The 23995-nt window shown below is 60.8% G+C and carries 26 protein-coding genes, 1 tRNA gene and 2 pseudogenes; 13 read left to right on the forward strand and 16 right to left on the reverse strand.

The annotated features are described in order from the left end of the window. Positions 1-17 precede the first annotated feature (17 nt). Both msrB and TX72_RS00085 read left to right on the forward strand, forming a co-directional pair. Positions 18-524 carry a peptide-methionine (R)-S-oxide reductase MsrB gene (gene msrB / locus TX72_RS00080; RefSeq protein WP_011126897.1) on the forward strand — a complete coding sequence of 169 codons (507 nt, stop codon included), beginning with the start codon at positions 18-20 and terminating at the stop codon, positions 522-524. Continuing rightward, on the forward strand, positions 502-1773 hold the full coding sequence (locus TX72_RS00085; RefSeq protein WP_404824896.1) for a BaiN/RdsA family NAD(P)/FAD-dependent oxidoreductase: 1272 nt from the start codon (positions 502-504) through the stop codon (positions 1771-1773). The genes msrB and TX72_RS00085 overlap by 23 nt, the downstream gene beginning before the upstream one ends. Here the strand turns inward: TX72_RS00085 and TX72_RS00090 are convergent. The 3 genes and pseudogenes from TX72_RS00090 to TX72_RS00100 form a co-directional block, all read right to left on the reverse strand. After that, positions 1748-3016 (reverse strand): type II secretion system F family protein, encoded by a 1269-nt coding sequence (locus TX72_RS00090; RefSeq protein WP_042502709.1) that lies wholly within the window; start codon positions 3014-3016, stop codon positions 1748-1750. The genes TX72_RS00085 and TX72_RS00090 overlap by 26 nt on opposite strands. 12 nt (positions 3017-3028) lie before the next feature. After that, a pseudogene (locus TX72_RS00095) lies at positions 3029-3982 on the reverse strand (ATPase, T2SS/T4P/T4SS family). Between the two features lie 10 nt (positions 3983-3992). Continuing rightward, positions 3993-5864, reverse strand: coding sequence for a GspE/PulE family protein (locus TX72_RS00100; RefSeq protein WP_011126900.1), 1872 nt, complete (start codon positions 5862-5864; stop codon positions 3993-3995). Between the two features lie 99 nt (positions 5865-5963). Between TX72_RS00100 and grpE the strand changes: the two genes are divergently transcribed. The 4 genes from grpE to rsgA are packed head-to-tail and all read left to right on the forward strand — an operon-like array spanning position 5964 to position 8889. Beyond that, a complete protein-coding gene (gene grpE / locus TX72_RS00105) occupies positions 5964-6620 on the forward strand; it encodes a nucleotide exchange factor GrpE (RefSeq protein WP_011126901.1) in 657 nt (218 codons plus the stop codon). Beyond that, entirely contained in the window at positions 6620-7753 is a 1134-nt protein-coding gene (dnaJ, locus tag TX72_RS00110; RefSeq protein WP_011126902.1) for a molecular chaperone DnaJ, read from the forward strand. The genes grpE and dnaJ overlap by 1 nt, the downstream gene beginning before the upstream one ends. Further along, positions 7753-7983, forward strand: coding sequence for a sulfurtransferase TusA family protein (locus TX72_RS00115; RefSeq protein WP_011126903.1), 231 nt, complete (start codon positions 7753-7755; stop codon positions 7981-7983). Before dnaJ ends, TX72_RS00115 begins: the two co-directional genes overlap by 1 nt. A 6-nt stretch (positions 7984-7989) precedes the next feature. Further along, the gene (gene rsgA, locus TX72_RS00120) at positions 7990-8889 is read left to right on the forward strand and encodes a ribosome small subunit-dependent GTPase A (protein ID WP_011126904.1); all 900 of its coding nucleotides are present in this window, start codon (positions 7990-7992) and stop codon (positions 8887-8889) included. On the opposite strand, the gene TX72_RS00125 is transcribed toward rsgA, so the two are convergent. Genes TX72_RS00125 through murC form a run of 3 tightly spaced genes read right to left on the reverse strand, consistent with a single transcriptional unit; the run spans position 8864 to position 11532 of the window. Then, a complete protein-coding gene (locus tag TX72_RS00125; protein ID WP_011126905.1) occupies positions 8864-9205 on the reverse strand; it encodes a YbaB/EbfC family nucleoid-associated protein in 342 nt (113 codons plus the stop codon). The two genes, rsgA and TX72_RS00125, sit on opposite strands and share 26 nt — an antisense overlap. 24 nt (positions 9206-9229) lie before the next feature. Continuing rightward, positions 9230-10129, reverse strand: a complete 900-nt coding sequence (murB, locus tag TX72_RS00130; RefSeq protein ID WP_011126906.1) for a UDP-N-acetylmuramate dehydrogenase — start codon at positions 10127-10129, stop codon at positions 9230-9232. Next, positions 10129-11532: a UDP-N-acetylmuramate--L-alanine ligase gene (gene murC, locus TX72_RS00135; RefSeq protein WP_011126907.1), complete on the reverse strand. Its 1404-nt coding sequence runs from the start codon at positions 11530-11532 to the stop codon at positions 10129-10131. Before murC ends, murB begins: the two co-directional genes overlap by 1 nt. Before the next feature lie 172 nt (positions 11533-11704). Between murC and gap the strand changes: the two genes are divergently transcribed. Then, positions 11705-12730: a type I glyceraldehyde-3-phosphate dehydrogenase gene (gene gap / locus TX72_RS00140; RefSeq protein ID WP_011126908.1), complete on the forward strand. Its 1026-nt coding sequence runs from the start codon at positions 11705-11707 to the stop codon at positions 12728-12730. A gap of 65 nt (positions 12731-12795) precedes the next feature. On the opposite strand, the gene thiL is transcribed toward gap, so the two are convergent. After that, positions 12796-13782, reverse strand: a complete 987-nt coding sequence (thiL, locus tag TX72_RS00145) for a thiamine-phosphate kinase (RefSeq protein ID WP_011126909.1) — start codon at positions 13780-13782, stop codon at positions 12796-12798. Next, entirely contained in the window at positions 13779-14855 is a 1077-nt protein-coding gene (locus TX72_RS00150; RefSeq protein ID WP_042502713.1) for a peptidylprolyl isomerase, read from the reverse strand. The genes thiL and TX72_RS00150 overlap by 4 nt, the downstream gene beginning before the upstream one ends. A gap of 65 nt (positions 14856-14920) precedes the next feature. Here TX72_RS00150 and efp point away from each other — a divergent pair, with 65 nt between their 5' ends. After that, entirely contained in the window at positions 14921-15484 is a 564-nt protein-coding gene (efp, locus tag TX72_RS00155) for an elongation factor P (RefSeq protein WP_011126911.1), read from the forward strand. Then, a complete protein-coding gene (gene accB, locus TX72_RS00160) occupies positions 15481-15954 on the forward strand; it encodes an acetyl-CoA carboxylase biotin carboxyl carrier protein (protein ID WP_011126912.1) in 474 nt (157 codons plus the stop codon). The genes efp and accB overlap by 4 nt, the downstream gene beginning before the upstream one ends. Here accB and pdxA read toward each other — a convergent pair. Then, a complete protein-coding gene (gene pdxA, locus TX72_RS00165; RefSeq protein WP_011126913.1) occupies positions 15951-16973 on the reverse strand; it encodes a 4-hydroxythreonine-4-phosphate dehydrogenase PdxA in 1023 nt (340 codons plus the stop codon). The two genes, accB and pdxA, sit on opposite strands and share 4 nt — an antisense overlap. On the opposite strand from pdxA, the gene TX72_RS13670 reads away from it, so the two are divergent. Further along, the gene (locus TX72_RS13670; protein WP_049691474.1) at positions 16967-17155 is read left to right on the forward strand and encodes a hypothetical protein; all 189 of its coding nucleotides are present in this window, start codon (positions 16967-16969) and stop codon (positions 17153-17155) included. The genes pdxA and TX72_RS13670 overlap by 7 nt on opposite strands. Here TX72_RS13670 and TX72_RS00170 read toward each other — a convergent pair. Together TX72_RS00170 and TX72_RS00175 are read right to left on the reverse strand one after the other, a co-directional pair. Next, positions 17140-18045, reverse strand: a complete 906-nt coding sequence (locus TX72_RS00170; protein WP_011126915.1) for an SDR family oxidoreductase — start codon at positions 18043-18045, stop codon at positions 17140-17142. The two genes, TX72_RS13670 and TX72_RS00170, sit on opposite strands and share 16 nt — an antisense overlap. A 209-nt stretch (positions 18046-18254) precedes the next feature. After that, complete coding sequence (locus TX72_RS00175) at positions 18255-18656, reverse strand: HNH endonuclease (RefSeq protein ID WP_011126916.1); 402 nt, start codon at positions 18654-18656, stop codon at positions 18255-18257. A 147-nt stretch (positions 18657-18803) separates the two neighbouring features. Between TX72_RS00175 and TX72_RS00180 the strand changes: the two genes are divergently transcribed. Continuing rightward, the gene (locus TX72_RS00180; RefSeq protein ID WP_011126917.1) at positions 18804-20423 is read left to right on the forward strand and encodes a DEAD/DEAH box helicase; all 1620 of its coding nucleotides are present in this window, start codon (positions 18804-18806) and stop codon (positions 20421-20423) included. Here TX72_RS00180 and TX72_RS00185 read toward each other — a convergent pair. From TX72_RS00185 to TX72_RS00195, 3 genes and pseudogenes are all read right to left on the reverse strand, one after another. Continuing rightward, positions 20378-20662, reverse strand: coding sequence for a tetratricopeptide repeat protein (locus tag TX72_RS00185; protein WP_049691476.1), 285 nt, complete (start codon positions 20660-20662; stop codon positions 20378-20380). The two genes, TX72_RS00180 and TX72_RS00185, sit on opposite strands and share 46 nt — an antisense overlap. A gap of 85 nt (positions 20663-20747) precedes the next feature. Further along, positions 20748-21173 carry a DUF6554 family protein gene (locus tag TX72_RS00190; RefSeq protein ID WP_011126918.1) on the reverse strand — a complete coding sequence of 142 codons (426 nt, stop codon included), beginning with the start codon at positions 21171-21173 and terminating at the stop codon, positions 20748-20750. 46 nt (positions 21174-21219) lie between these two features. Further along, positions 21220-21732: pseudogene (locus TX72_RS00195) on the reverse strand (AbrB family transcriptional regulator); the annotation flags it as partial. A 71-nt stretch (positions 21733-21803) separates the two neighbouring features. Here TX72_RS00195 and TX72_RS00200 point away from each other — a divergent pair. Beyond that, positions 21804-22133, forward strand: a complete 330-nt coding sequence (locus TX72_RS00200; RefSeq protein WP_042502717.1) for a hypothetical protein — start codon at positions 21804-21806, stop codon at positions 22131-22133. A gap of 38 nt (positions 22134-22171) precedes the next feature. Next, positions 22172-22402 (forward strand): DUF8683 family protein, encoded by a 231-nt coding sequence (locus TX72_RS00205; RefSeq protein WP_011126921.1) that lies wholly within the window; start codon positions 22172-22174, stop codon positions 22400-22402. A 294-nt stretch (positions 22403-22696) separates the two neighbouring features. On the opposite strand, the gene TX72_RS00215 is transcribed toward TX72_RS00205, so the two are convergent. Then, positions 22697-22768 (reverse strand) — tRNA-Gly (locus TX72_RS00215). Between the two features lie 33 nt (positions 22769-22801). Then, complete coding sequence (locus TX72_RS00220) at positions 22802-23950, reverse strand: pyridoxal-phosphate-dependent aminotransferase family protein (RefSeq protein ID WP_042502720.1); 1149 nt, start codon at positions 23948-23950, stop codon at positions 22802-22804. Positions 23951-23995 lie beyond the last annotated feature (45 nt).

Raw genomic sequence — 23995 nt, forward strand, 5'->3', positions numbered from 1 at the left:
GACCGTTAAAGGCTGCGATGCCCCTTAGCGCCGTTTACCTGTCCCGCCGTTCCCTGTTGTTGGGCTCCATTGCCGGAGTATTTGGCAGCAGCTGGTGGCCGCGGCCTGTGCTGGCTGCATCCAAGGCTGCTGATGCAACCTGGGATCTCACCCCAGACCAGTGGCGTGAACGTTTGTCATCCGAAGCCTATGACGTGCTCCGCAACGAAGGCACTGAGCGTCCCTTCACCAGTCCACTGAACGCAGAAAAGCGCAGCGGCACTTATCACTGCGCTGGTTGCGATCTGTCGTTGTTCTCCTCGGAGGCGAAGTTCGACAGTGGCACGGGTTGGCCCAGCTTTTGGCAGCCCTTGCAGGGAGCGATTGCGACGAAAGTAGATTTCAAATTGATCATTCCCCGTACGGAATACCACTGCAGCCGCTGCGGTGGTCACCAGGGCCACGTCTTCAATGACGGACCTCGACCGACGGGTAAGCGCTACTGCAATAACGGCGTTGCTCTTGTCTTCCGACCCGCTGGCTGAATTTGATCTGTTGGTGGTCGGCGGCGGCGCTGCCGGTTTCATGGCGGCGATTACAGCCGCTGAAGCGGGTCTGCAGCGCGTGCTGGTGCTGGAAGCCACGGCCGAGCCACTGACGAAGGTTCGATTGAGCGGTGGTGGTCGCTGCAATGTGACCCACGCCTGTTGGGATCCTGGCGAGCTGGTGGGCCACTACCCCCGTGGTCAGCGCCCTCTGCGGGGGCCGTTCAGTCGCTTTGCCAGTGGTGATTCCGTTGCGTGGTTTTCAGACCGTGGCTTGGATCTGGTGGAGGAAGACGATGGCCGGATGTTTCCTCAGGCCAATCGCTCCTCCGCGGTGGTGGATTGCCTCAGGACAGCTGCGCGAAGGTCTGGAGTACAGCTGATCACCGGTGCTCCTGTTCAGTCTGTTGCTCGTGATCTGAGCGGTGGATTTGTTGCCTCCTGCCGCGGTGGTGGAAGGTTTCATGCCCGCCGTCTGCTGCTGGCTACAGGAGGCCACCCCAGCGGACGACGGTTGGCGGCGCAGCTGGGCCATCGGTTGATTGCCCCCGTGCCTTCGTTGTTTTCACTGACGTTGGATGCCTCCCAGTTGCAGGGTTGCGCCGGTGTTGCTGTTGATGATGTGCTCCTCACGCTTGAGGTGGGTGGGGAGCGATTCCGGCAGATCGGTCGGGTTCTGATCACGCATTGGGGCTTGAGTGGTCCGGCCACGTTGCGGCTTACGGCATTTGCGGCACGGACCCTTCAGGCATCGCGTTATCGAGCGACGTTGAACGTGAGCTGGTGCAGTGGTTCGTCCCACGCGAATCTGCTGGAGGCGTTGCAAGAGCAGCGAACCCAGGCTGCTCGCCGCACGCTGGCTGCTTCACGACCACTCGCTGATCATCTGCCTCGACGGTTGTGGTTGTCGATGTTGCATGGGGTTGGCGCTGCTCCTGATCAGCGTTGGGCGGACTGTCCAGCGAGGGTGGAACAGGGATTGCTCGATCAGCTGAAGTTCTGTCGGTATCCCGTGAAGGGTCGCGGTCCGTTCGGGGAAGAATTCGTGACTGCTGGAGGTGTCGATTTGGGTGAGATCAATCTGGCCACGATGGAGAGCCGATGTTGTCCTGGCCTGCATCTGGCAGGTGAGCTGATGGATGTGGATGGTGTGACGGGCGGATTCAACTTCCAGCACTGTTGGACCAGTGGTTGGCTCGCTGGTCAGGCTGCGGCAAAGCAGGTCACTGGATCTGATCGAACACCGTGAACATCGGCAGGTACATCGCCAACAGGATCGACCCGACAATGCCTCCCACCACAACGATCATCGCGGGCTCCAGCATTGAAGTGAGTGCCTTCACCATGGCGCCCACTTCGTCTTCGTAAAAATCAGCAACCTTGCTCAGCATTTTGTCCATTTCGCCGGTTTCTTCGCCGATGGCCAACATGTTGAGCGCCATATCGGGAAGAACCTTCTGACGAATCAAGGCTGTGCTGAGTAGCACACCCTCCTGAACCATTTCCCTTGACGCGAGGATCGCATCGGAAATGATCGAGTTGCCAGCGGTTTGGCTGGAGATTTCCATCGACATCAGGATCGGGACACCGGCGCGGGTCAGTGAGCTGAAGATTCGACAGAACTGGGCTGTGGCGGTCATCAGAATCAGCTCGCCGAACAGCGGCAGCTTGAGGATCAACCGGTCGATGACCCGACGACCGTTGTGGGTGGCGTAGTAGCGAGCGAAGAGCCAGATCACGAGCAGCAGAACTCCAACGATGTAGAGAGCCATTGGTGATCTCAGCAGCTCACTCAGATCGACGAGTAATTGGGTGAAGGCTGGTAGTTCTGCTCCCAGATCTTCAAAGATTCCGGCGAAGGTAGGAATCAGGAAAATCGTCATTCCAAGAAACACCAGGATCGCGATCACTAGAACGGCGACGGGATAACCCAATGCCCCTTTGATCTGGTTCTGGAGCTTGGCGTTGTCTTCCAAAAGTTTGGCGAGACGTTTGAGGGCTTCATCCAAGACGCCACCGGCTTCGCCGGCTTCCACCATGGCGATGCTGAGTTCATCGAAGACCTTGGGCCATTGGCGGATTGCGTTGCCGAGGGCAATGCCCTTGTTTACATCCAGGCTCACTTTGGTCAGGGCCCGTTTGAACATCGGCAACTTCTGCTGGCTTGCCATCAGATCCAGGCTTCGCACAATTGGCACGCCTGCATCCACCAGAGCAGCGAGCTTGCTAGCGAACACGGCTTTTTCTTTCACTCCTGGAGCCTGTTCAAAAGCCTTGTTGAGATCGATCGAAAGCAAGCCTTTTGCTTCAGCATTTCTGGCGTCTTCCGATCCTTTCTTCCGATCCGACGTTGCAGCGCGAAGGTTCGTGGCCCGGATTCCCCGGCGTCTTAACTGTTTGCGAGCCTCTGCTAGGTCGTTGGCCTTGAGTGTTAGGTCCTTGGGTTGTCCAGTCGGGCCGGCATAGGTGGCAGGAACGACGGCATCGTTCAGCTCAGTCCTGGATCATTCATCTCTGATCAGGCGTTCCAGTTCGCCTGGTTTGCTGGCCTTGGCCATGGCTTCTCTGCGGCTCACGTCGCCACTGTTCACAAGGTCAGCCAGTGCTTTCTCAAGGGTTTGCATGCCTTGCTCGCCGCCCGTCTGAATCTGCGAATAAAGCTGGGCGGTTTTGCCTTCGCGGATGAGATTTGCAGTGGCAGAGGTGTTAATCAGGATCTCCTGCGCCATTACCCGTCCGAATTGGCCGGGTTTGGGATCGTGCCGTTTGCAGAGGGTCTGAGAGAACACAGCCACCAGGCTTCCGGACAGCTGAACACGGATCTGAGTCTGCTGTTCTGGTGGAAACACATCGACCATCCGGTCAACGGTCTGTGCAGCGGAACTGGAGTGCATTGGCGAAGCTGCGGGTGTCTTCATTGAGCTGGCGCTGATGCACCAGGCTTTTGTCACTTTGATAAACGAATTCAATCGGGTCCTCAATGGTGAGGATGTGCTCGCTGCGCGTGTGATTGATGTGGTCTAGTAGCGCTGCCAGTGTTGTGGTTTTGCCGGATCCTGTTGGACCTGTCACCAAAACCAGTCCGCGGGGGCGTTTGCTGGTCTCCAGCACGACGGGAGGCAGGTTGAGCAGCTCAACGCTGGGGATCTTGCTGCCGAGGGCTCGAAGGCAGGCGGTATAACTTCCCTCTGCCGGTAAACGTTGACCCGGAATCGCGCCACTCCCTTCAAGCCATAGGCGCAGTCCAGCTCCCAGGTCTGCTCCAAGGTCTTGCGCTGACTGTTGTTCAGCATCGAGAAGATCAGCTTGTTGCAGTCTTCTTCTGCCAGAGCCTCGTCACGCATCGGACGTAGTTCACCGCTGAAGCGGCCGTAAGGGGGTTGGCCAGTGGCGATGTGCAGATCGCTGCCGCCGCCCTCGACCAGTTGCTCCATCAGATCCTCAATCATCAGATCCATGTCGCCAGCCTCAGTTCCGTTGGGTTAAGCAATAAGGACACTCGAGCCAGGTCTCCTGGAGACCAGCTCCGCAGCCTTTACACGTCATTGTGCTCAGAGCTTTTGCTCTGCGCTCGGATTCCAGGCCCGAGTCGGTGAGGATCATGCGCCCAACTTCCTCGAGGGTTGTGTGACCCTGTCGCACCAGATCCAGGCTGTAACCAAGGAGGGTCACCATGCCTGATTCAAGGGCGAGTTGACGGATGACATCGGTGGATGCGCCTGATGAGACCGCAGCGGCTAGGTCTTCATTCATGCGCAGCACTTCGTAAACCCCGACCCGTCCCTTGTAACCACTTCCTTTGCATTTTGGACATGGCGTGCCGGTGCCGTCATGGTGATGAGCTTTAAAAAAAGTCATTGCGCTCTCAGCACCTGTCATCAGCCCGAATCGACCCAGTTCTCGCTCATCTGGTCGGTAGGCCTCGCGGCAGCTGGTGCAGACCCGACGCATCAGACGTTGGGACACGATGCCGATCAGGGCGGCGGAGACCATGAAGGGTTCCACTCCCATTTCATCCAGTCTGGCGATGGTGCTCGGTGCGTCATTGGCATGCAAGGTGCTCAGCACCAGATGTCCGGTGAGAGCAGCCTCGATTGCGGTTTTGGCTGTCTCCAGATCGCGGGTTTCTCCAACGAGTAAGACATCTGGGTCCTGGCGCATGAATGCCCTGAGAGCGGTGGCGAAGTCGAACCCCTTTTCGCGATTCACCTGGCACTGGGTGATGCCCGGCAGCGTGTATTCGATCGGATCCTCCACTGTGGAGATATTGATTCCGGGGTCGTTGCGTTCCGCCAGCAGCGAATATAGGGTGGTGGAATTACCTGATCCGGTGGGACCCGTGACCAGGATCATGCCGAAGGGTTTAGCCCCCAGATCCCGCACCAGTTCGAGAGTGATGGGATTGGAGATCAACTTGTCCAGGCCCAGTTGCGTGGCGCTGCTGTCCAGCAAACGCAGACATATCTTTTCGCCGAAACGGCTAGGCAGGGTGTTCACCCTGAAATCCACGACCCGCTCCCGATAGCGGCGGCGAATCCTCCCGTCCTGAGCCTGGCGCCGCTCTGCGATGTCCAAGTCGGCCAGGATTTTGAAGCGGGAGGTCACCGCTGGGATCAGCCGGCCGGGGAGCGGCTCCACGTACTGCTGGAGCACGCCGTCCTGTCGATAACGCAGCCGGAGACCCTTTTGCTGCGGTTCAACGTGGATGTCAGAGGCCCCCACAGACATGGCCTGCAGCAGGATTCGATCCACCAGTGCCACCACCGGTGACGCTTCGGCGTACTGAAGGCTCGATTCCAGGTCAATTCCATCTGCAGCTAGGGCTGCGTCCTCGTCGTCCGCGGCCTCCAGCACGCCCTCGGCACTGAACCCTTCGAGGAAGGACGAGGCGTCTTCCTCAACGCTGCCCTGGTTGTCTGAGTTGCTTTCGTTTTTCTGATCGGTTGTTGCAGCTGGGGTTTCAGGAGGAGCTTGATCAGCTGCTGACGGTGTTGGTTGTTCGGATGACTCTGTCGTTAGAGCATCGATCAGATCCTCATGAAGCGTTGGATGTAGACGGATGGTTCGTTCGTTCTGCGGCAGTTGATCGATCAGGGCCTGCCATTCCGCTTCGCCCCATTGGCTGGGGATGGCGATGTCCAGTTGGTGCTCATTAACTGTGATCGGCAGGGCCTGCAGGCTGCGCCAGTGGTCAGGGCTGATGTCGTGAAGGGCATGGAGCAGCGGCAGGGATCGCTGTAACTGTTCGGGGTCGGGTACCGGCTGTTTAAGCAACAGCTCGAGCTCCAGACGTTTCTGGGCGGCGCTACGGGCGGCAGGAACAGACTGGGTAAGCGTCATCGGCGGGTCATCGTCTGATCGAGGTGCGGGCTTCCGCAGCTTGTGTGAGGTGAGCGTCGCCCTTCAACATGTCTAAGCAGCAATTCCCAAGCGGTCAGCATGAGCGGCGAGGCTTCCACCCCAGCGCAGGATCCGAGCGTTGAGCCGTTGGATGCGGCACCCGTTGCAGCGGAACCCGAGGTCATGTCCACGGAAACACCAGCTGAGGGTTCCTTGACCGACCCGGCCGAACGTCTGCAGCAGCTTGAACATGAATTGCAGACCCTGAAGCAGGAGCACGAGACGCTGCAGAGCCAGTACATGCGCATCGCAGCGGATTTCGACAACTTCCGCAAGCGACAGAGCAGGGATCAGGAGGACATCCGTCAGCAGCTGGTTTGCTCCACCCTCAGCGAGATCCTGCCGGTGGTGGACAACTTCGAGCGGGCGCGGCAGCAGCTGAATCCTGAGAGTGAAGAGGCACAGGCGCTGCACCGCAGTTATCAGGGTCTCTACAAGCAATTGGTTGATGTGCTGAAGCAGCAGGGCGTTGCTCGCATGGAGGTGGTTGGCCAGTTGTTCGATCCAACCCTTCACGAAGCAGTGCTTCGTGAAGAGAGCACCGAACAGCCGGAAGATGTGGTGATCGAAGAGCTCCAGCGGGGTTATCACCTCAACGGCAAGGTCCTTCGTCATGCACTGGTGAAAGTGTCGATGGGTCCTGGTCCATCGGCGGATGCTGAGGGTGCTGCTTCGGCTGAGGCGGAGGACTCCTGATGGCGGACTACTACGACCTGCTGGGGGTCGGACGTGATGCTGATGCCGATACGTTGAAGCGTGCCTATCGCAGCAAGGCACGCAAATACCACCCGGACATCAATAAGGAGCCTGGGGCGGAAGACCGCTTCAAGGAGATCGGTCGTGCCTACGAGGTGCTGAGCGACCCTCAGACCCGTGCCCGTTACGACCAATTCGGTGAAGCTGGTCTCGGGGGTGCGGCCGGTGCTTCGGATATGGGGGACATGGGCGGCTTCGCCGACCTGTTCGAAACCTTCTTCCAGGGCTTCGGAGGTCCCGGAGGGGCCGCCGCCGGTCGCTCCGGACGTCGCGGTCCCCAGCAGGGCGATGACCTTCGCTACGACCTCACGATTGATTTTGAGCAGGCGGTCTTCGGTCAGGAACAGGAGATCAAGATCCCCCACCTCGAAACCTGTGATACCTGCGGTGGCAGCGGAGCCAAGGCGGGCAGCGGTCCCACCACTTGCGGCACCTGCGGAGGAGCCGGTCAGGTGCGGCGGGCGACCCGGACTCCCTTCGGAAGCTTCACGCAGGTGGCGGAATGCCCCAATTGCGGCGGAACCGGGCAGGTGATCGCTGATCCCTGCAACGCCTGCGGTGGACAGGGCGTGCGTCAGGTGCGCAAGAAACTGCGCATCAACATTCCCGCCGGAGTGGACACCGGAACCCGGCTTCGGGTTTCCGGAGAAGGCAATGCTGGTCAGCGTGGGGGGCCGTCCGGCGATCTTTACGTCTTCCTCACGGTCAAGTCTCATCCACGGCTGCGCAGAGACGGTCTCAACATCCTGTCGACCGTGAACGTCAGTTATCTGCAGGCGATCCTGGGGGACACGATTGAAGTGGAAACCGTTGATGGCGACACAGTTCTGGAGATTCCCCCGGGCACTCAACCCGGTACCGTTCTGACCCTGGCCAACAAGGGCATACCCAAGTTGGGGAACCCGGTGGCCCGTGGGGATCAAAGGGTGCAAGTGATGGTGCAGCTTCCCACGCGTCTGTCGGATCCCGAACGAACGCTGCTGGAGGAGTTGGCGGGGCATCATTCGGCCCGAGGCAAGCAGCATCACCACCACAACAGTGGGTTGTTTGCCCGACTGTTCGGGCAGAAGTGATGGGGGCAACCCGCTCACTGGATCTGCGCGGTACCCCTTGCCCAGTGAATTTCATCCGTTGCAAATTGGCGCTTGAGTCACTCCAGGCTGGGGATCAGCTTCAGGTGCAACTGGATCGGGGGGAACCGGAAGCAATGGTGATTCCCGGGCTCAAGGACGCCGGTCACCGGGTGGAGGTCACCGCCGAGGATGTGGCCTGGGTGGGCCTGGAGATCACCTGTGCTGGTTGAGCTGTCGTGAGTGAAGCGGTCGGCATCGTGGTGGCGTTGCAGGCCAACTATCTGGAGGTGGAACTGGATCAGGCGCCTGAGCAGGGTCTCTCTAGGCTGCTATGCACCCGCCGCACGCGCCTCAGTCACCGGGGGGAGACTGTTCATGTCGGAGATCGTGTGCGGGTGGAGGCCATTGATCCCGTCCAAGCTCGTGCGGTGGTGTCTGGGGTTGAGCCGCGTTGCAGCTGGCTGACCCGTCCCCAGGTGGCCAATGTTTCGCTGGTGGTTGTGGCGCTTGCCGTCGATCAGCCGGCTTTTGATCCTGATCAGGCCAGCCGGTTTCTGTTGACTGCGGAACGCACGGGATTGCCTGTCCAGCTCCTACTGACCAAAGGAGATCTCATGGAGGAGCACCAACGCTTCGCTTTGGTTGAGCGATTGATGGGATGGGGTTACGACTCTTTGGTGGTCTCCAGCCAAACAGGCGAGGGGGTTGAGGTGTTAAGTCAGAGGTTGAAGGACACGGAGCTGGCTGTGCTCTGTGGTCCCTCCGGGGTGGGCAAGAGCAGTGTGCTCAATTGTTTAATGCCCCACCTGGCCCTGAGGGTTGGTGCGGTGTCCGGTCGACTGCAGCGGGGCCGCCACACCACCCGCCATGTGGAGTTGTTCCCGATTGCCCCTGGCTCTCGAGTGGCGGATACCCCTGGATTCAACCGACCTGATCTGCCGGACGATCCTTCAGAATTGGGAATGCTGTTCCCTGAGCTTCGTGTTCAGCTGAGTCCCTGGCCCTGTCGATTCCGCGACTGCCTGCACAGGCAGGAACCCGGCTGTGGCATCAATAGGGAGTGGGAGCGCTTTGAGTTCTACAAGGACGCCCTTCAGGAGTGCTCCGACCTCAGCCGCCCATCCCGGGCAGGTTGAGATTCAGTCCACCGGTGAGCTCTTCCATCCGCCCCTTCATCGTGGCGGTTGATTGCTCATAGGCCGCCTGCAGCGCTTCCAGAGTGGCCGCTTCACAGGTTTCCTGACCGGCGCTCAGCAGCTCGGGATCTAGGCGAACCCGCAGGGGCTGTTGATTGCCGGAAAGCCACACGCTGGCCCGACCATCAGCACTCTTGCCCTCAATTTCCATGCCGTCCAGTTCGTCCTGCAGCGCTTGAGCGTTCTGCTGGATTTCCTGTGCCTTCTTGAAGGCTTCGGTGAGCTGGCCGAAATTGGGTAGTCCGAACCCTGCCATGGTGCTGTTGACGGAGCCGGCAGATTAGGCGGCTTCGGTGAATCCGAGGCGCTTCACTTCAGGATGAAGGTGCAAGGAGTGGGCTGCTTCCACCTGTTGCTGGACGCGTTGGATGAGCGAATCGATATCAGCAGCTGTGGCAGCACCGGTGTTGACGATGAAGTTGGCGTGGAGAGTCGAGACTTCGGCACCGCCGACGCGATTGCCCTTTAGTCCGAGACCCTCGATCAGCCGTCCTGCTTTCAGCGGTTCAGGATTGCGAAACACGCTGCCGCAACTCGGTTGTGTGTAGGGCTGGGTGCTGGTGCGATGGCTGAGGTTGCCACTGGTGATACGGGTGATCTCCTCAGGGTCATGGCCCGGCTCAAGCCGGAAGCGGGCGGACAGCACCACCAGTTCCTCGTCTTGTAAACGGCTGTGGCGGTAATCGAAGTCGAGTTCGTCGCGGCTGAGTTCGAAGCTCACGCCACCAACAAGCGGAGCGACGCGGACCGATTCCAGCCAGTCCGCTGTGCAGCCCCCCTGCGCACCCGCATTCATCACGGCGGCGCCGCCCACGGTGCCAGGAATGCCGACGGACCAGGCCAGACCGTTCAGCCCAGCGCGTGCGGCACGGCGGGCCAGGGTTGGGATCGGTTCCCCTGCCAGGGCTTCCACCACGCCGTTCTCGGCGTTCAAGCTCGCTCCCTGCAGTTTTCGCAGGCTGAGGGTCAGGCCCGGCAAGCCGTCGTCATGAATTAGCAGATTGGAGCCGGCGCCGATCACTCGGCAGGGCAGGTGCTCCTGCTGGGCCCATTGCAGAGCTTCCAGGGTCTCGTCCACTGACGCGGGCTCCAGAAGCCACTGGGCCGGACCGCCCACTCTCCAGGTGGTGAAGTCCGCCATGGGGATGTTGGATCGCAGCGCAAGACGAGTGCTGAGCATCAGGCCGACAACCGTGGCCAGAGGCCGTTGACATCCCCAGCGCCCATGGCCAACACCAGGTCTTCACGCTGGCTGCGGGTCCTGACCAATTGGGTGAGGTGGTCGAGGTTGTCAGCCACGGCAATCTCTAGATCCGGCTTGAGCTCCTGGATCCGATCGGCCAGGGTCTGGCTGCAAACCCCCTTCAGCGGTTCTTCGCCGGCGCTGTAGACCGGCGCCAGCAGCAGGGAATCACAGTTCTGCAATGCACTTGCGAAGGACTCGAGGAATTCCTGGGTGCGGCTGAAGCGGTGGGGCTGAAACACAGCAAGCAACCGTTGCGGCGGGCTGGGGAATGGGCTGCGGCCACTGCTCACCATGAGCTGCGCCATGGCCAGGGTGGCCTTCACCTCACTGGGATGGTGGGCGTAGTCGTCGACGATGTATCGACCCTCCCAGGTGCCTCGCAGATCAAAACGACGGCCGGGCGGTTTCAAGGCTGTGAGTCCGTTCACCAGCCGCTCGAAGGGAATCCCCTCCATCCGGCAGGCGGCTAGAGCTCCAGCTGCGTTGCTGAGGTTGTGCAACCCAGGTAGGGGCAGCATGAAGTCCCCGACGGGCGCGCCGTTTTCGTAAAAACGCGCGAGGCAGCGATCGCCATCCAGCTGGAGCGGCAGGGCTGCGAAATCCACGCCATTGGCGCTGGTCACAGACCACCAGGCATCGGGCTGGATGTGTTCCTTAAGAATGGGGCAGTCGCGGTTAGCCAGCACCTGGTCGCAGCCGTCGGCGAAGAGCCGCATCGTGTTGATTAAGTCATCCAGGCCGTCGTAGTGGTCGGTGTGGTCGAGCTCAAGATTGGTGATCAAACCCAGCTGGGGCCGGAACTTCACCAACGAGCCGTCCGATTCATCAGCTTCGGCCACCAGCAGCCGGCCGTGACCAGCATGACCATTGCTGCCGAGGCAGGGCACGATGCCGCCGATGATGGCGGTTGGATCTTCGCCAGCCTCCATCAAAAGGGTGGTGGTCAGGGTGCTGGTGGTGGTTTTTCCGTGGCTGCCAGCCACGGCGATCGAGGCTTGCTGATCGATCAGCGCAGCCAGCAGATCCGAGCGATGCCAGATCTCCAGTCCGGCATCACGGGCGCGTCTCAGTTCCGGGTTGCTGGTGGGAATCGCTGTTGACACCACAACGATGGGTCTGCGGCCGTTGCTGAGGAGTGTTTCGATCGTTGCTTCTGTCTGTTCATGGACGACCGTCACACCGAGCTGCATGAGCTGATGGGAAGTTGGTGTGACCCGTGGATCGGATCCGCTCACCGGATGCCCACGGTCAACAAGGATTTTGGCCAGAGCAGACATTCCAATCCCGCCGACGCCGATGAAATGCACGGGGTGCTGGCGTTCAAGCGGACGGGACAAGGATCGGCATCAGAGGCTCGAAAGATAAGTCAGTTCAGAGGTTGCGTCCCCTCTGGACTGAGACGGATCGGATCCACTTTGAGGTTGATCCAGAAAAGAAAAAACTCAGATTTTTGGCCAATTTCTGTATGATCGGCGGCCAAATCCCTTACGCGGCAACCCCGCTCCTGTCATGACCCTGCGCGTTGCGATCAATGGATTCGGCCGAATTGGTCGCAATGTGATGCGGGGTTGGATCAGCCGTGGTGCTGATACGGGCCTGGAGATCGTGGGTATGAACTCCACGTCCGATCCCAAGACCAGCGCTCACCTGCTGACCTACGACTCGATCCTTGGCAAGCTCGATCCCAGCGTCAAGATCGAAACCACCGACGACACCATGCTGGTCAACGGCAAGGAGATCAAGTTCTTCGCTGACCGCAACCCCCTGAACTGCCCTTGGAAGGACTGGGGTGTCGATCTGGTGATCGAATCCACTGGTGTGTTCAACACCGACGAAAAAGCCAGCATGCACCTCGAGGCAGGCGCCAGCAAGGTGATCCTGACTGCCCCTGGCAAAGGTGATGGCGTCGGCACTTTCGTGGTGGGAGTCAATGACGACCAGTACCGCCATGAGGACTGGAACATCCTCTCCAACGCCAGCTGCACCACCAACTGCCTGGCCCCCATCGTCAAGGTTCTGGATCAGAACTTCGGCCTCGACTGGGGTCTGATGACCACCATCCACAGCTACACCGGCGACCAGCGGATCCTGGACAACAGCCACCGCGACCTGCGTCGCGCCCGTGCTGCTGCTCTGAACATGGTCCCCACCACCACCGGTGCGGCCAAGGCTGTGGCCCTGGTATACCCCGAGGTGAAGGGCAAGCTCACCGGTTTCGCCATGCGCGTTCCCACCCCCAACGTATCTGCCGTTGACCTCACCTTCGGACCGTCCCGTGCCACCAGCGTTGATGAGGTGAAGGCTGTGATCAAGGCCGCTTCTGAGAACGGCATGAAGGGCATCATCAAGTACAGCGACCTGCCCCTGGTCTCCACCGATTACGCCGGCACCAACGAATCCACAATCTTTGATGCCGACCTCACCTACGCGATGGGCGACAAGGCTGTGAAGATCCTGGCCTGGTACGACAACGAGTGGGGTTACAGCCAGCGCGTTGTTGATCTGGCTGAAGTGGTGGCCCGCAACTGGAAGTGATCCGGTTTCGTTGATCATTCATCCCTTCCTTCGGGAAGGGATTTTTTTTGGCCAATGGGCGTCCGTCAGCCCTGCGCGAAGTGATTAAAGCCCTCGTCCATTATGGGGGAGTTGTCGTCGCTCCAGATGACGGATCCTGCGTTGTTGGTGATCCGGCCAAAGCGCTGACAGCCGGGCAAGGCCTGTTCCAAGGCATCGGCCCACGCTGCAGGGAGGCTGAGGATCAGTTCAAAATCCTCCCCGCCTGCCAGGCACCACCGCTCCCAAGGGTCCCCATCTGGCCACCCGTGAGCTTTCGGTAAGAGTTTTCGGTCGAGACGTGCCCCTGTGCCACTGCTGCTGCAGAGCCCCCGAACAGCGGTCAGAAGTCCGTCGCTGCTGTCGGTTCCGCCTGCCCGCCAGGGCAGGTGAGCGGGTTTGCATGAGAGCAGTTGATGGAGGGCATCCAGCCGCGGTCGGGGTCGTTGGTGCTGGCTGATCGCTTGGCTCTGCAATGAGGCGTTGAGGCAAGTGGCTTGAAGCTGCGGGTCGTTCTGGAGCAGCGCCAGACCCAGGCGGCTGAGGCCATGGGGCCCGCTGCTGACCAGCACGTCCCCAGGTTGGGCGGTACTGCGCAGCAGCTGCAGCGGGCCGAGACGTCCCAGGGCAGTGACCGACAGCAAGCGGCTTACACCTGACGAGCAGTCCCCCCCCAGCACCGTTCCGCCGTGCTGCTGAAGCGCTGCACTGATGCCGTTGTAAACCCCCTCCACCCAACTCCACGGGGTGGTGCCGGGTGCCACCAAGGCCACGGTGATGCCGTCAATGCTCACAGCACCGCTGGCGGCCAGATCGGACAGGTTGGCGGCGACGGCGCGCCATCCCACATCGTGGGCATCGGTGGTGGCATCACTGAAGTGAATGCCATCCACCAGCACATCGGTGTTCACCAGCAGCGGACGTGGATCTGCACCGAGGCAGGCGGTGTCGTCATCGAGTTGTCCTGGTGGAGCAAACCGGGCCAGGCGCTTGAGCAGCTCCGCTTCCCCCAGCTCCGCCAGGGTGGGGGTCATGCGTGGCTCAACAGCCGGTCGGCGCCGTCGGTCACCGTGATCGAAACGATGGAGTCATCCACCCCAAGCTCCTGAAGCACGTCAAAACCATTCACCACATAGCCGAAGGCAGCGTTGCGGCCGTCCACCAGGTTCAGACCCGCTGGCGTCAGTTCAGCCTCGTAGAGAAACATGAAGAACTGAGAGGAGCCATCATCCAGGGCCTGATCCGAATGGGCCCATCCCAGGGTTCCGAGGGTGGCGAAAGGAAGGGTTGGGGTGGCCTTAAACAGGCCGACATCCTCAAAGGTTTCGTTGTAAATGGTGTCCTCTTCTTCCGGGACGCGGATCTCAAGCGGTACGTGCCGCTCCTGTTTGGTTTTTGGGTCGATGTATCCGAGCTCAGGACCTTCTGGGTCACCGCTTTGTAGCACGTAGAAATCCTCAGCTCGCACGAAGGGAAGTCCGTCGTAAAACCCTTTCTGAGCCAAATCGACAAAGGCACCGGCGGTGAGTGGGGCGTTGTAGCCATCCACCACGGTGGTCAGATCCCCCTGGCTGGTGCTGATTGTGAGGGTGGCGCGGCCCTGTAGCCGCGGCAGCGCATCGAATTCAGAGGGGATCTCCCTCTGGAATCCATCCTCCACAAGCAGAGCTTCCACATCACCGATGCGGCTGAGGGTCTGGCGACGATCGCGGATGAAGCCAGGCTTGTCGACCTCGTCGATGCGTTCCTCCATGGCTTGCAGACCCTGATCCACCTGTTTCAGAAAGGCCTCGGCACGGTCACGCCTTGAGGTGGGGACGGCTTCCAGAATGGAATTGCGGCGGGTGCTGAGCAGCGCTTCGCTGCGGGAAACCGTCTTGGCAAGGGCACCCCAGCGTTTCGCACGTAGATCGTCGCTGGTGAGCTCCAGCCGATGTTGCAGTTCGCGAATGTCGTCCTGTTGGAAGGGCAGGGAATCCCGAAGGATCGCCGCCGGATCCTTCACAGCATTGCCCTGGGGCAGAGCAGCCCAGGCTGGGGCTGCCAGGTTGATCAGGGCGAAGCCGAGCAAGGCGATCAGAGCGGCCTTGAAACGCGGATGGGCCAAGGGGGAACCCCAGTGCTGACGGGACTTTGGCACAGCCGTATAGTCCGTTGAACCGTTCGGCCGGAATGATCTCCAGCAACGACTTCCGAACCGGCACCACGATTGAGATCGATGGTGCCGTCTGGCGTGTGGTGGAGTTCCTTCACGTCAAGCCTGGCAAGGGATCTGCCTTTGTGCGCTCCAAGCTCAAGGCGGTGAAGACCGGCAACGTGGTGGAAAAGACCTTCCGTGCGGGGGAGATGCTGCCCCAGGCCTTGTTGGAAAAGGCCTCGCTGCAGCACACTTACATGGAAGGCGAGGACTATGTCTTCATGGACATGTCCACCTATGAGGAGACGCGCCTCAGCGCCGATCAGATCGGGGAAAGCCGCAAATACCTCAAGGAGGGAATGGAGGTGAATGTGGTGTCCTGGAACGGCAGTCCTCTTGAGGTGGAACTGCCGAATTCCGTGGTGCTCGAGATCACGGAAACCGATCCCGGCGTGAAAGGTGACACCGCCACCGGCGGCACCAAGCCGGCCATCCTGGAAACCGGTGCCCAGGTCATGGTGCCCCTGTTCCTGTCCATCGGCGAGAAGATCAAGGTGGATACCCGCAGCGACAGCTATCTGGGTCGTGAGAACGGATGACCATGCAGCTGGATCACGAACAACTGCACCGCCTTCTCGAGGTACTGGGCGAGAGCGACATTCAGGAGTTTCGGCTGGAGGGTGATGACTTCCGGCTGGATATCCGTCGCAACCTGCCGGGACAGGCCGTCATGGCTCCGGTGATGCCCGCCCCTGTGGCCGCAGCAGTGGCACCGGCCGCGGCCGAGCCTGCGTCTCCACCTCCTGCAGCCACAGCCACCCGTAGTGATCTGCTGGAGATCACGGCTCCGATGGTGGGCACCTTCTACCGCGCACCTGCACCGGGAGAGGCTCCGTTCATTGAAGTCGGCAATCGCATTGAAGTCGGCCAGACGGTGTGCATCCTCGAGGCGATGAAACTGATGAACGAGCTCGAAGCCGAAGTCAGTGGAGAGGTGGTGGAGATCCTGATGGACAACGGCACACCAGTGGAATTTGGTCAGGTGCTGATGCGCGTGCGGCCGGCCTAGGCCGCTGTGAGATCCCAAGCCGCCTGCAGGGCCGCGATCATGCTGTCCGGTCGGGCCAAACCCTGGCCGGCGATGTCGAATCCGGTGCCGTGATCGGGTGATGTGCGGAGGAAGGGCAGTTCCAAGGTGGTGTTGACGGCGGCGTCAAACGCCAGCAACTTCACCGGAATCAGGCCCTGATCGTGGTAAAGCGCGAGATATCCATCCGGGCCTGAGCCGTCCGGTTGGTTCCAGGCCTGAGCTGCGCTCAACCAACAGGTATCAGGCGGTATGGGGCCATCCAGCCGCACGGAAGGATGCTCCTGGCGCCAGCGCTTGAGCAGTGGAGACAGCCAGGTGTCCTCCTCCTGTCCGAGTCGACCCGCTTCACCGGCATGGGGGTTCAGACCTGCCACCACCAGATGAGGGTCGGGCCGGAACCGCTGGCAGAAGTTCAGCAGCACATTCAATTTGTGCTCCACCAATTCCGGGGTCAGCGCTGCGGTGATCTGGCTGAAGGGAAGGTGCGTGGTGGTCAGCAACGTGTTGAGTCGCCAGGTCCCATGGGGTGCGACGGCCGTGAACAGCATTGAGGACTGCTGTGAACCGGCGAGTTCAGCCAGCCGTTCCGTCTGCCCGGGATAGTGATGGCCTGCAGCATGCCAGAGGTGCTTGGCGATCGGTGCGGTGACCAGGGCACGACCGTGCCCATGCTGCACACATGCAACGGAGTGGGTCAGCCAGCGGAAGCACGCTGCGGCACCGGCTGTTGTCGGTTGTCCGGGTTGAACGGATACCTCCAGGGGTTGGTCGTCAATGATCAGCTGATCGGGATCGGCGACAGCTGTGATGCCCTGCTGCAGGAGGCGGGCGTGGGTTGCCATCAGGCTGCGACGGCAGCCGACCAGAACCGGTTGGAGTGACGCAGGAAGCCTGCTGCTCGCCAGTGCCTTGAGCGTGACCTCCATGCCGATGCCCGCTGGATCGCCAAGGGCGATCAGCAGCTGCTGGCTAGCGTTGTGGTCCAACGGTGATGGCATGGTCTGTGCTGAGACTGTTGCTCCTGGGCTTGATGTTGGTGGGCCTGGCCACCGGATTGCATCAGCAATGGTTGGTGGTTGACTGGCTCAAGCTCACAGACGACCTGGGCCTTCCAGCACCTGAAGACCTGGAGCCGATTGATTTCAACCGCTTGATCATCGGCGATCAGGAGCAGGACTGAGATTCCTGTCGCAGGCAATCCTGCAGGCCGGCTTTGAAATCCGGATGGAGCAGGGCATAGCCAAGCTGTTGGCACAGCAGGGTGTTGCGAACCCGGCGGTTCTCACTCCAGAACGACCGTGCCATGGCGGACATCGAATGGCTGGCCAGTTCGAACGGTTCCTCGTCGGGAAGCTTGCAGTTCAGCAGGGCTGCGCCGTACTGCAGGAGATCCTGAGGCGCTGCAGGGCGGTCATCGCTGACATTGACGATGGCTGGCCCGGGTCCTGCTGCGGCCTGATGCATCAGATGCAGGCAGGCGCCGGCGATGTCATCCACATGGATGCGGCAGAACACCTGATCGGCCTTCAGAATCCGCCGTGCCGTTCCGGTCCGAAGACTGTCGAGCACCGAGCGGCCGGGTCCGTAAATGCCGGGAAGTCTCAGGATCTGCACCGGGAGGCCGGAGTCCAGCCAGGCCTGTTCACAGGCATGGCGCCGCTGACTGCGCGGCTGGCCTGGATTAGCGGGATCGTCCTCCGACACCCAGCGCCCCTGCTGATCCCCGTAGACGCCGGTGGTGGAGAGATAGCCAACCCAGGTGAGTGATCGCTCTTTCAGCTGCGACCCGAGGTGGGTGAGCACCGGGTCGTGGCCCTCGGTTGTCGGGGGAATGGTGGAGAGCACGTGGGTAATGCCGTCCAGATCTCTCGACGTTGGGATCAGCCCGGCTGTGCTGTCGAAGACGAGATCAGCTTCCGGAGAGCTCAGGCTGCGGCGACTGCAGCGCACGGTGGTGCCGAGGGCCCTGAGTAGCCGTGTTAGGTGACCACCGCTGTAGCCGCCACCGAGCACCAGCACCCGTGCATCCCGGGCGAGTGGTTGGGATCGGTTGACAAGATCGGACAGCATCAGTACACCTGTATCAGTTCACCGCTGCCGTCATGACTGCAAGTTGTCTGCCGACCGCACCCGCTCAACGACGCGTGATTGCAACACGGGTCATTGTCGCTCTGGCTGTTCTGGTCGGAGCGATGACCTTGGCGCCTGAGGATCCTCGTTCTCAGGCGTCCATTTGCCAGCGCCACCACTCCGCTGAAGCTTGTCGCGTCTGGTGAACCTTAGGCCGGTTGAAAGCTCAATTCCATGCCGCCATCCGGCTTGGGCAAGGAAGCGTCCTGAGGGTGCGCCCACTGCAGCAATCGCAGGGCGAGGCGCAGGTCACCATCCATCCAGGCCCGAATGGCCATGGCACGTCTGGGGTCATAAAAGCGCTGTCGGCGGTACCAGTCGAAAACATCGGCATCGGATTTATGACCGTTGCAGGACAGGCAAGCCGGGACGCAATTTTCGGTGACGCTCAAGCCACCGCGGGCACGGGGAAGAATGTGATCAATGGATTCCGAAGGTTTACCGCAATAAATACAACTTTTGCCGGTGTAAATGTGAAGTGATTGTCTCCAGCGTCGGACGCGCAATTTGGGACAGAGTTCATCAAGAAAAACTGCATCCCGGTTATGCATCCGAATATTTTCGGTTGAGTAAAGTTTGCCTCGGAAGTCCCGGCCGTCAATGTGTCGACGGCTGCATTTTGGGCGATCTTTGGCCGAAGAGTTGAAGATGTTTGCGAGCCCTTGTTTTCCACCTTAGCCAAACTAAAGTGATGGTTTGTGGGGGATTTGATTTCCGATTCCGGATCGCTCTCCTGCGGGCTTGACCTATCGGCTGCCGGACTCATCCGTGTGGTCTGTCCTTTTGACGCCGTCACCCAGGCGCAATTGCGGCGGATCCGGCCCCGTGGTAGTTGGATGGGGCCGTCCAGGGGCTGGGAGTTTCCTCTGGCGGCAGCTGCAGCGTTGATCCAGGGTTTCGGGACGCGATTTCCTGTTACCCCCCAACTGCAGCAATGGCTGGATTGGTGTCACCACCCTTTGCCGCCATTGCCCCCCCACCGTGATCTGGTGGCGGCCGCCGATCTGACGATGGCGTTGCGGGATGGCCGGCGGCCACTCCCCCATCAACGCAGTGGAGCCCGTTGGCTGCTGGCGAGACGCGGAGCTGTTCTTGCCGATGAGATGGGGCTCGGCAAAACGTTGACGGCACTGCTGGCGGCCAGAGCCATGGTCCGCTGCGCTGAGCTGAGAGTCATGGTGGTGGCGCCGGTGGGGCTGCATGCCCATTGGCGCCGGGAAGCGGAGACGGTGGATCTCCAGCCGGAGTTGGTGAGCTGGGCGCGTTTGCCTGCTGAGCTTCCACCGGCTGGAACGCTGTTGGTGGTGGATGAGGCGCATTTCGCCCAATCCCTGCAGGCCAACCGCACGGCAGCCCTGTTGCGGCTGGCGCGTCACCCCCGGCTACGGGCGATCTGGATGCTCACGGGTACACCGATGAAAAACGGTCGTCCGGCTCAGCTCTATCCCTTGCTGGCGGCGATGGACCATCCGATTGCCAGGGATCAACGCCAGTTTGAGGAGCGCTATTGCCAGGGGCATTGGCGTGAGCAGCGGGGGCAACGGCGTTGGCAGGCCAGTGGTGCCACCCAGCTCGAAGAATTGCGCCGTCTCACACGGCCGCTGATTCTCCATCGCCGCAAGGCTCAGGTGCTGGAGCTGCCGCCCAAGCAACGCCGTGAGCACCCCATTGCCTTGTCAGACGCTGAATCCCTTGGATTCGACCATCGCATTGATCTGTTGGTGGACGACTTTCGGCGTCGAGCCCTCAAGGGTGAGGTGCGGTCCGATGCGGAACCGTTGGCGGTGCTGACCGCACTGCGCCGGGTTGCAGCCGAGTTCAAGCTCCCTGCGGCGGAAACCCTCGTGCGAACGCTGTTGCAAGCCGGCGAGGCAGTAGTTCTGTTCAGCGGATTTGTGGAACCGCTGCAGTTGTTGCAGCAGCGATTGGGTGGAGCCCTGCTCACCGGTCGTCAACGGCCGGTGGAGCGGCAGCAGGCGGTGGATTGCTTTCAGCAGGGGGGAGAGGATCTGCTGCTGGCAACTTTTGGTACCGGGGCTCTTGGATTCACCCTGCACCGGGCCAGGCATGTGGTGTTGCTGGAGCGCCCCTGGACGCCGGGTGATGTGGCGCAGGCCGAAGACCGCTGCCATCGCCTGGGGATGGAAGATGAGGTGCTCACCTGTCATTGGTTGCAGCTGGGGCCGGCGGATCAGCTTGTGGATGGTTTGGTGGCCAGCAAGGCGGAACGGATCGAGATCCTGTTGGGCCCCCGTCGGTTGACGCTGGAGCGTCAGTCCTTGCCGTTGATGGTGCGGCGTTGTTTGCAGGTGGCCTGACGCACCTCGAGTTCATGGCGAAGCATCGGATCCGCACCGTCATCCATCAGAGCGATCGCCTGTTCCACATCACGGCAGGCCTGATCGTGCTGGCCGAGCAGGGTCTGCACCAGCGAACGATCCCGCCAGGGTTCCGGTTGATCTGGGAAGGTTTCCACACTGTTGTTGCAGCGTTGTAGGGCTGAACGCAGCTGATTGGACGCAAGATCCTCCAGGCAGCTGCTGGTGGCCAGGGTCAAGTCAGTCGTTGGTTGTGGTGCGCTCTGACAGCCGCTGATCAGCAGCAGACCAAGAACCAGGGCGAGGTGAGGACGCCAGCGGTGATCAGTAGCTGTAACGCTCGGCCTCGCTGGCGGCGTAACCGTCGCTGCTGAAGGAGGTATTGGTCTGGGTTGGCGTTGAGGTGCTGCCAAGGCTTGCTGCAGTGGCGGTGGTTGCCCCGCCGAACAGATCGCCGAGGAACTGACCGCAGTCAGGGAATGTGCCGGGGTCCTTGACCACAGCTTCTGTGATCATCACAGAGGCATGTTCCGGTGATGTTTTGAACAGTCCGCGGCTCTGCCGCTTGATCAGGGCGTAGGCGGCGTTCCAGCTCACGTCATGGGCATTGCCGCTGCTGCGCATGAAGCAATACACCTGCGCACCCTTTTCTTCGGTGTCGGTGCCTGCCCATGCCGTGCTGGATCCACATAGCAATCCGACGATCACGCCGGCGCTGCACAGAATCCGTTGGGCGGTGGAGCGAAGCATGAAAGGACACCGTGGCTGAGTTGATCTCAAGGTATCGATGCCAGGGTCACTGTCCAGGGCTAATCATCCGGACCACCAGTGGCAAGACCAGCAGAACGGTGATCAGGCGCACCGCATGCAGTGCGGCCACGGCTGCGCCGACGCCGAATTCCGCTCCCACCAGACTCATGCCGCTGATGCCGCCAGGAGCGGCTCCAAGCAGCGCGATGACGGGATCGATCCCCAGCAGGCGGCTGCTCCACAGGCCCACCACGATGCCGGTGAGCACCAGGGTGAGAGTGATCAGCAACGCCGGTCGCCACAGCGTCTGCAGCTGATCAAGGGAGGTTCGGCTGAGGCCGGTGCCAATCACGGTGCCGATGCCGATTTCCAGGGCTGTGCGGGTTCCTGATGGCCAGGACGCCTGCTCCAGGCTGCCGCTCATGCTCAGCAGACCAGCGCCCAGGATTGCACCGGCGAGAGGCGCGGCGGGGATACCGCTCAGCAGCGCCAGCAACCCCACCGTCGTGCCGGCCAGCGTGTAGAGCAGCAGCGTTGCCAGAGGGGGCATCGGATGCGGTGGCGTGGGATTCCTTGATCTTGAGCCACCGACGTTCCTGTGTTGTCATCGGCGCAGTGTCGTCCCCGGCCATGAGCTCCTCCGTGTCGTTCAGGATCACGCGCACCGCTGAAGACCTGGCTGAGACCATCACGGCCCTCACCCAGCGTTTGGTGAAGTTGGAGCAACGCCAGGAAGCGTTGGAGCTTCAAGTGCGTCAGCAGCTGGAGTCGGTTCATCAGGTGCCTGACGAGGAGTTGGCCACACTCGATGGCATCGAGCAGCTGCTGCAGGAAACACGTCAGTTGCTGCAGTCCACGGACACGCTGGATTTTCCAGTTGCGCTGGAGGCTTCAGATCTCAGTGATGAGGTGCATGACCACCACGGCCATGACCACCACGGTCACGACATGGCCGCATAGGGGTGGCCAAAGGTGCCAAAATAAAAAGAAAGGCAACTATGGCCCCCACCATCCCTGCCTCAGGTGCTTGCACCGTGACCCATTCATCCACCACGCTTCACGGCATGTCCGTCCGGTCCCGTTCCGGATTCATTGAAGGTGGTCACCAGCTTGAGAAACTCGAGTTTGCTCTTGCACTTGCTGAAGCACGAGGTGATCAGTCCCGCTGCTCGACCTTGCGTGATCGAATTGCAGACCTTGGCGGTAATGCTGAAGAGCCGGGAACCTGAAAAACGATTGAGTGGAAAGTTGAAAGTTTGCCGGTAAGATTCAGAAAAGATTAATTTCTATTGATATTGATGCTTACGATTTCAAAGGCCGATTCATCACTTGATCAGCGTGATGCTTTTTCGCGAGCTGCGCAAAATCTGTTTGACAAAGCCAAGCTCGTCGCTGAGGGAGGCCAGTATTCAGAAGCTGGCTCGCTAATCCTGAAGGCTCTGGATCAGGAGCGTCGTGCCCAGAGCAGCGGTCCACAAGTGCTGCAGTTGATTAAACCCAGAAATTAATTTGTTTTGTCGTCAAGCGGGCGACCGGATTCGAACCGGCGACGTTCAGCTTGGGAAGCTGACATTCTACCACTGAATTACACCCGCAAAATGGCGAGATCGCTCTCGCCGTCTTCTGTTTCAGCTGAGTGCTGTTGCTGCTGCCGCGACGCCAGCACCCATGTTGCCGCTGTGCAAACCCAACGACTGAAGTGTGGCTTCAATGGCGGACACGGCGGTCAAGACATCGCGATCGCAGACATAACCAAGGTGGCCGATGCGGAACACTTTGCCCTTCAGGTGATCCTGACCGCCCGCCAGAAGGATGTCGTAGCGCTCCTTCACGGCTTTACGCAATTGCTCGGCATCGATGCCATCGGGAGCCACAGCGGTAATGGCTGGGCTGCCGTGTCCTTCAGCCGCAAACAACGGCAGGCCGATCGCTTTCATCCCCGCCTGGGCGGCTGATCGGTGGCGGGCATGGCGGGCAAAGATCGCTTCCAGGCCCTCGTTCTGCATCATCTCCAAAGCAGCTTCCAGGCCGAAATAGAGATTGACCGCCGGAGTGAAGGGGTTGCTGTTCTTGGTGGCGGTTTTTCGGTAAGGGCCCAGGTCCAGATAGAACTTCGGCAGATCCGAGCGTTCATAGGCCTGCCAGGCCCGTTCGCCCATGGCCACAAAGCTGAGGCCGGGGGGAAGCATGTAGCCCTTCTGGGATCCGGAGGCCACCACATCCACGCCCCAGGCGTCCATGGGTACATCGGTGGCCCCGAGGCTGGTGACGCAGTCCGCGATGGTCAGGGCGGTGCCGTGGGCCTTCACATGGCGGGCGATGGTCTCCAGGTCGTTAATAACGCCGGTGGACGTCTCGGAATGGGTGAGGATCACCGCTTTGATCGCCTTGGCGCTGTCGGCTTCCAGGGCCAGGCGGAAGGCTTCCGTGTCGAGGGGTTGGCCCCACTCGGCTTGGATCACCTCCACCTCCAGTCCGTAGGCGCGCGCAACCTTCACCCAGCGCTCACCGAATTTGCCGTTGTCGCCGCAGAGCACCTTGTCGCCGCGACTGAGGGTGTTGATGATGCCGGCCTCCATGGCGGCGGTGCCGCTGCCGGTTATCACCAGCACATCACCCTGGGTCTGGTGCAGCCATTTCAGCTGTTCCGTGGTGCGTTGAACAACGGCCTGGAACTCACCACTGCGGTGGCCGATCGGGTGGCGCCCCATGGCCTTGAGCACTGACTCGGGCACCGGGGTCGGACCCGGAATCATCAGGGTGAGCTTGTCCTGCACGGCGTGGAGGGAGCCAATCGGCGAGTCTAGAAAACAGCGTCTCAT

It is taken from the genome of Parasynechococcus marenigrum WH 8102 (genome assembly GCF_000195975.1).
GTDB lineage: Bacteria > Cyanobacteriota > Cyanobacteriia > PCC-6307 > Cyanobiaceae > Parasynechococcus > Parasynechococcus marisnigri.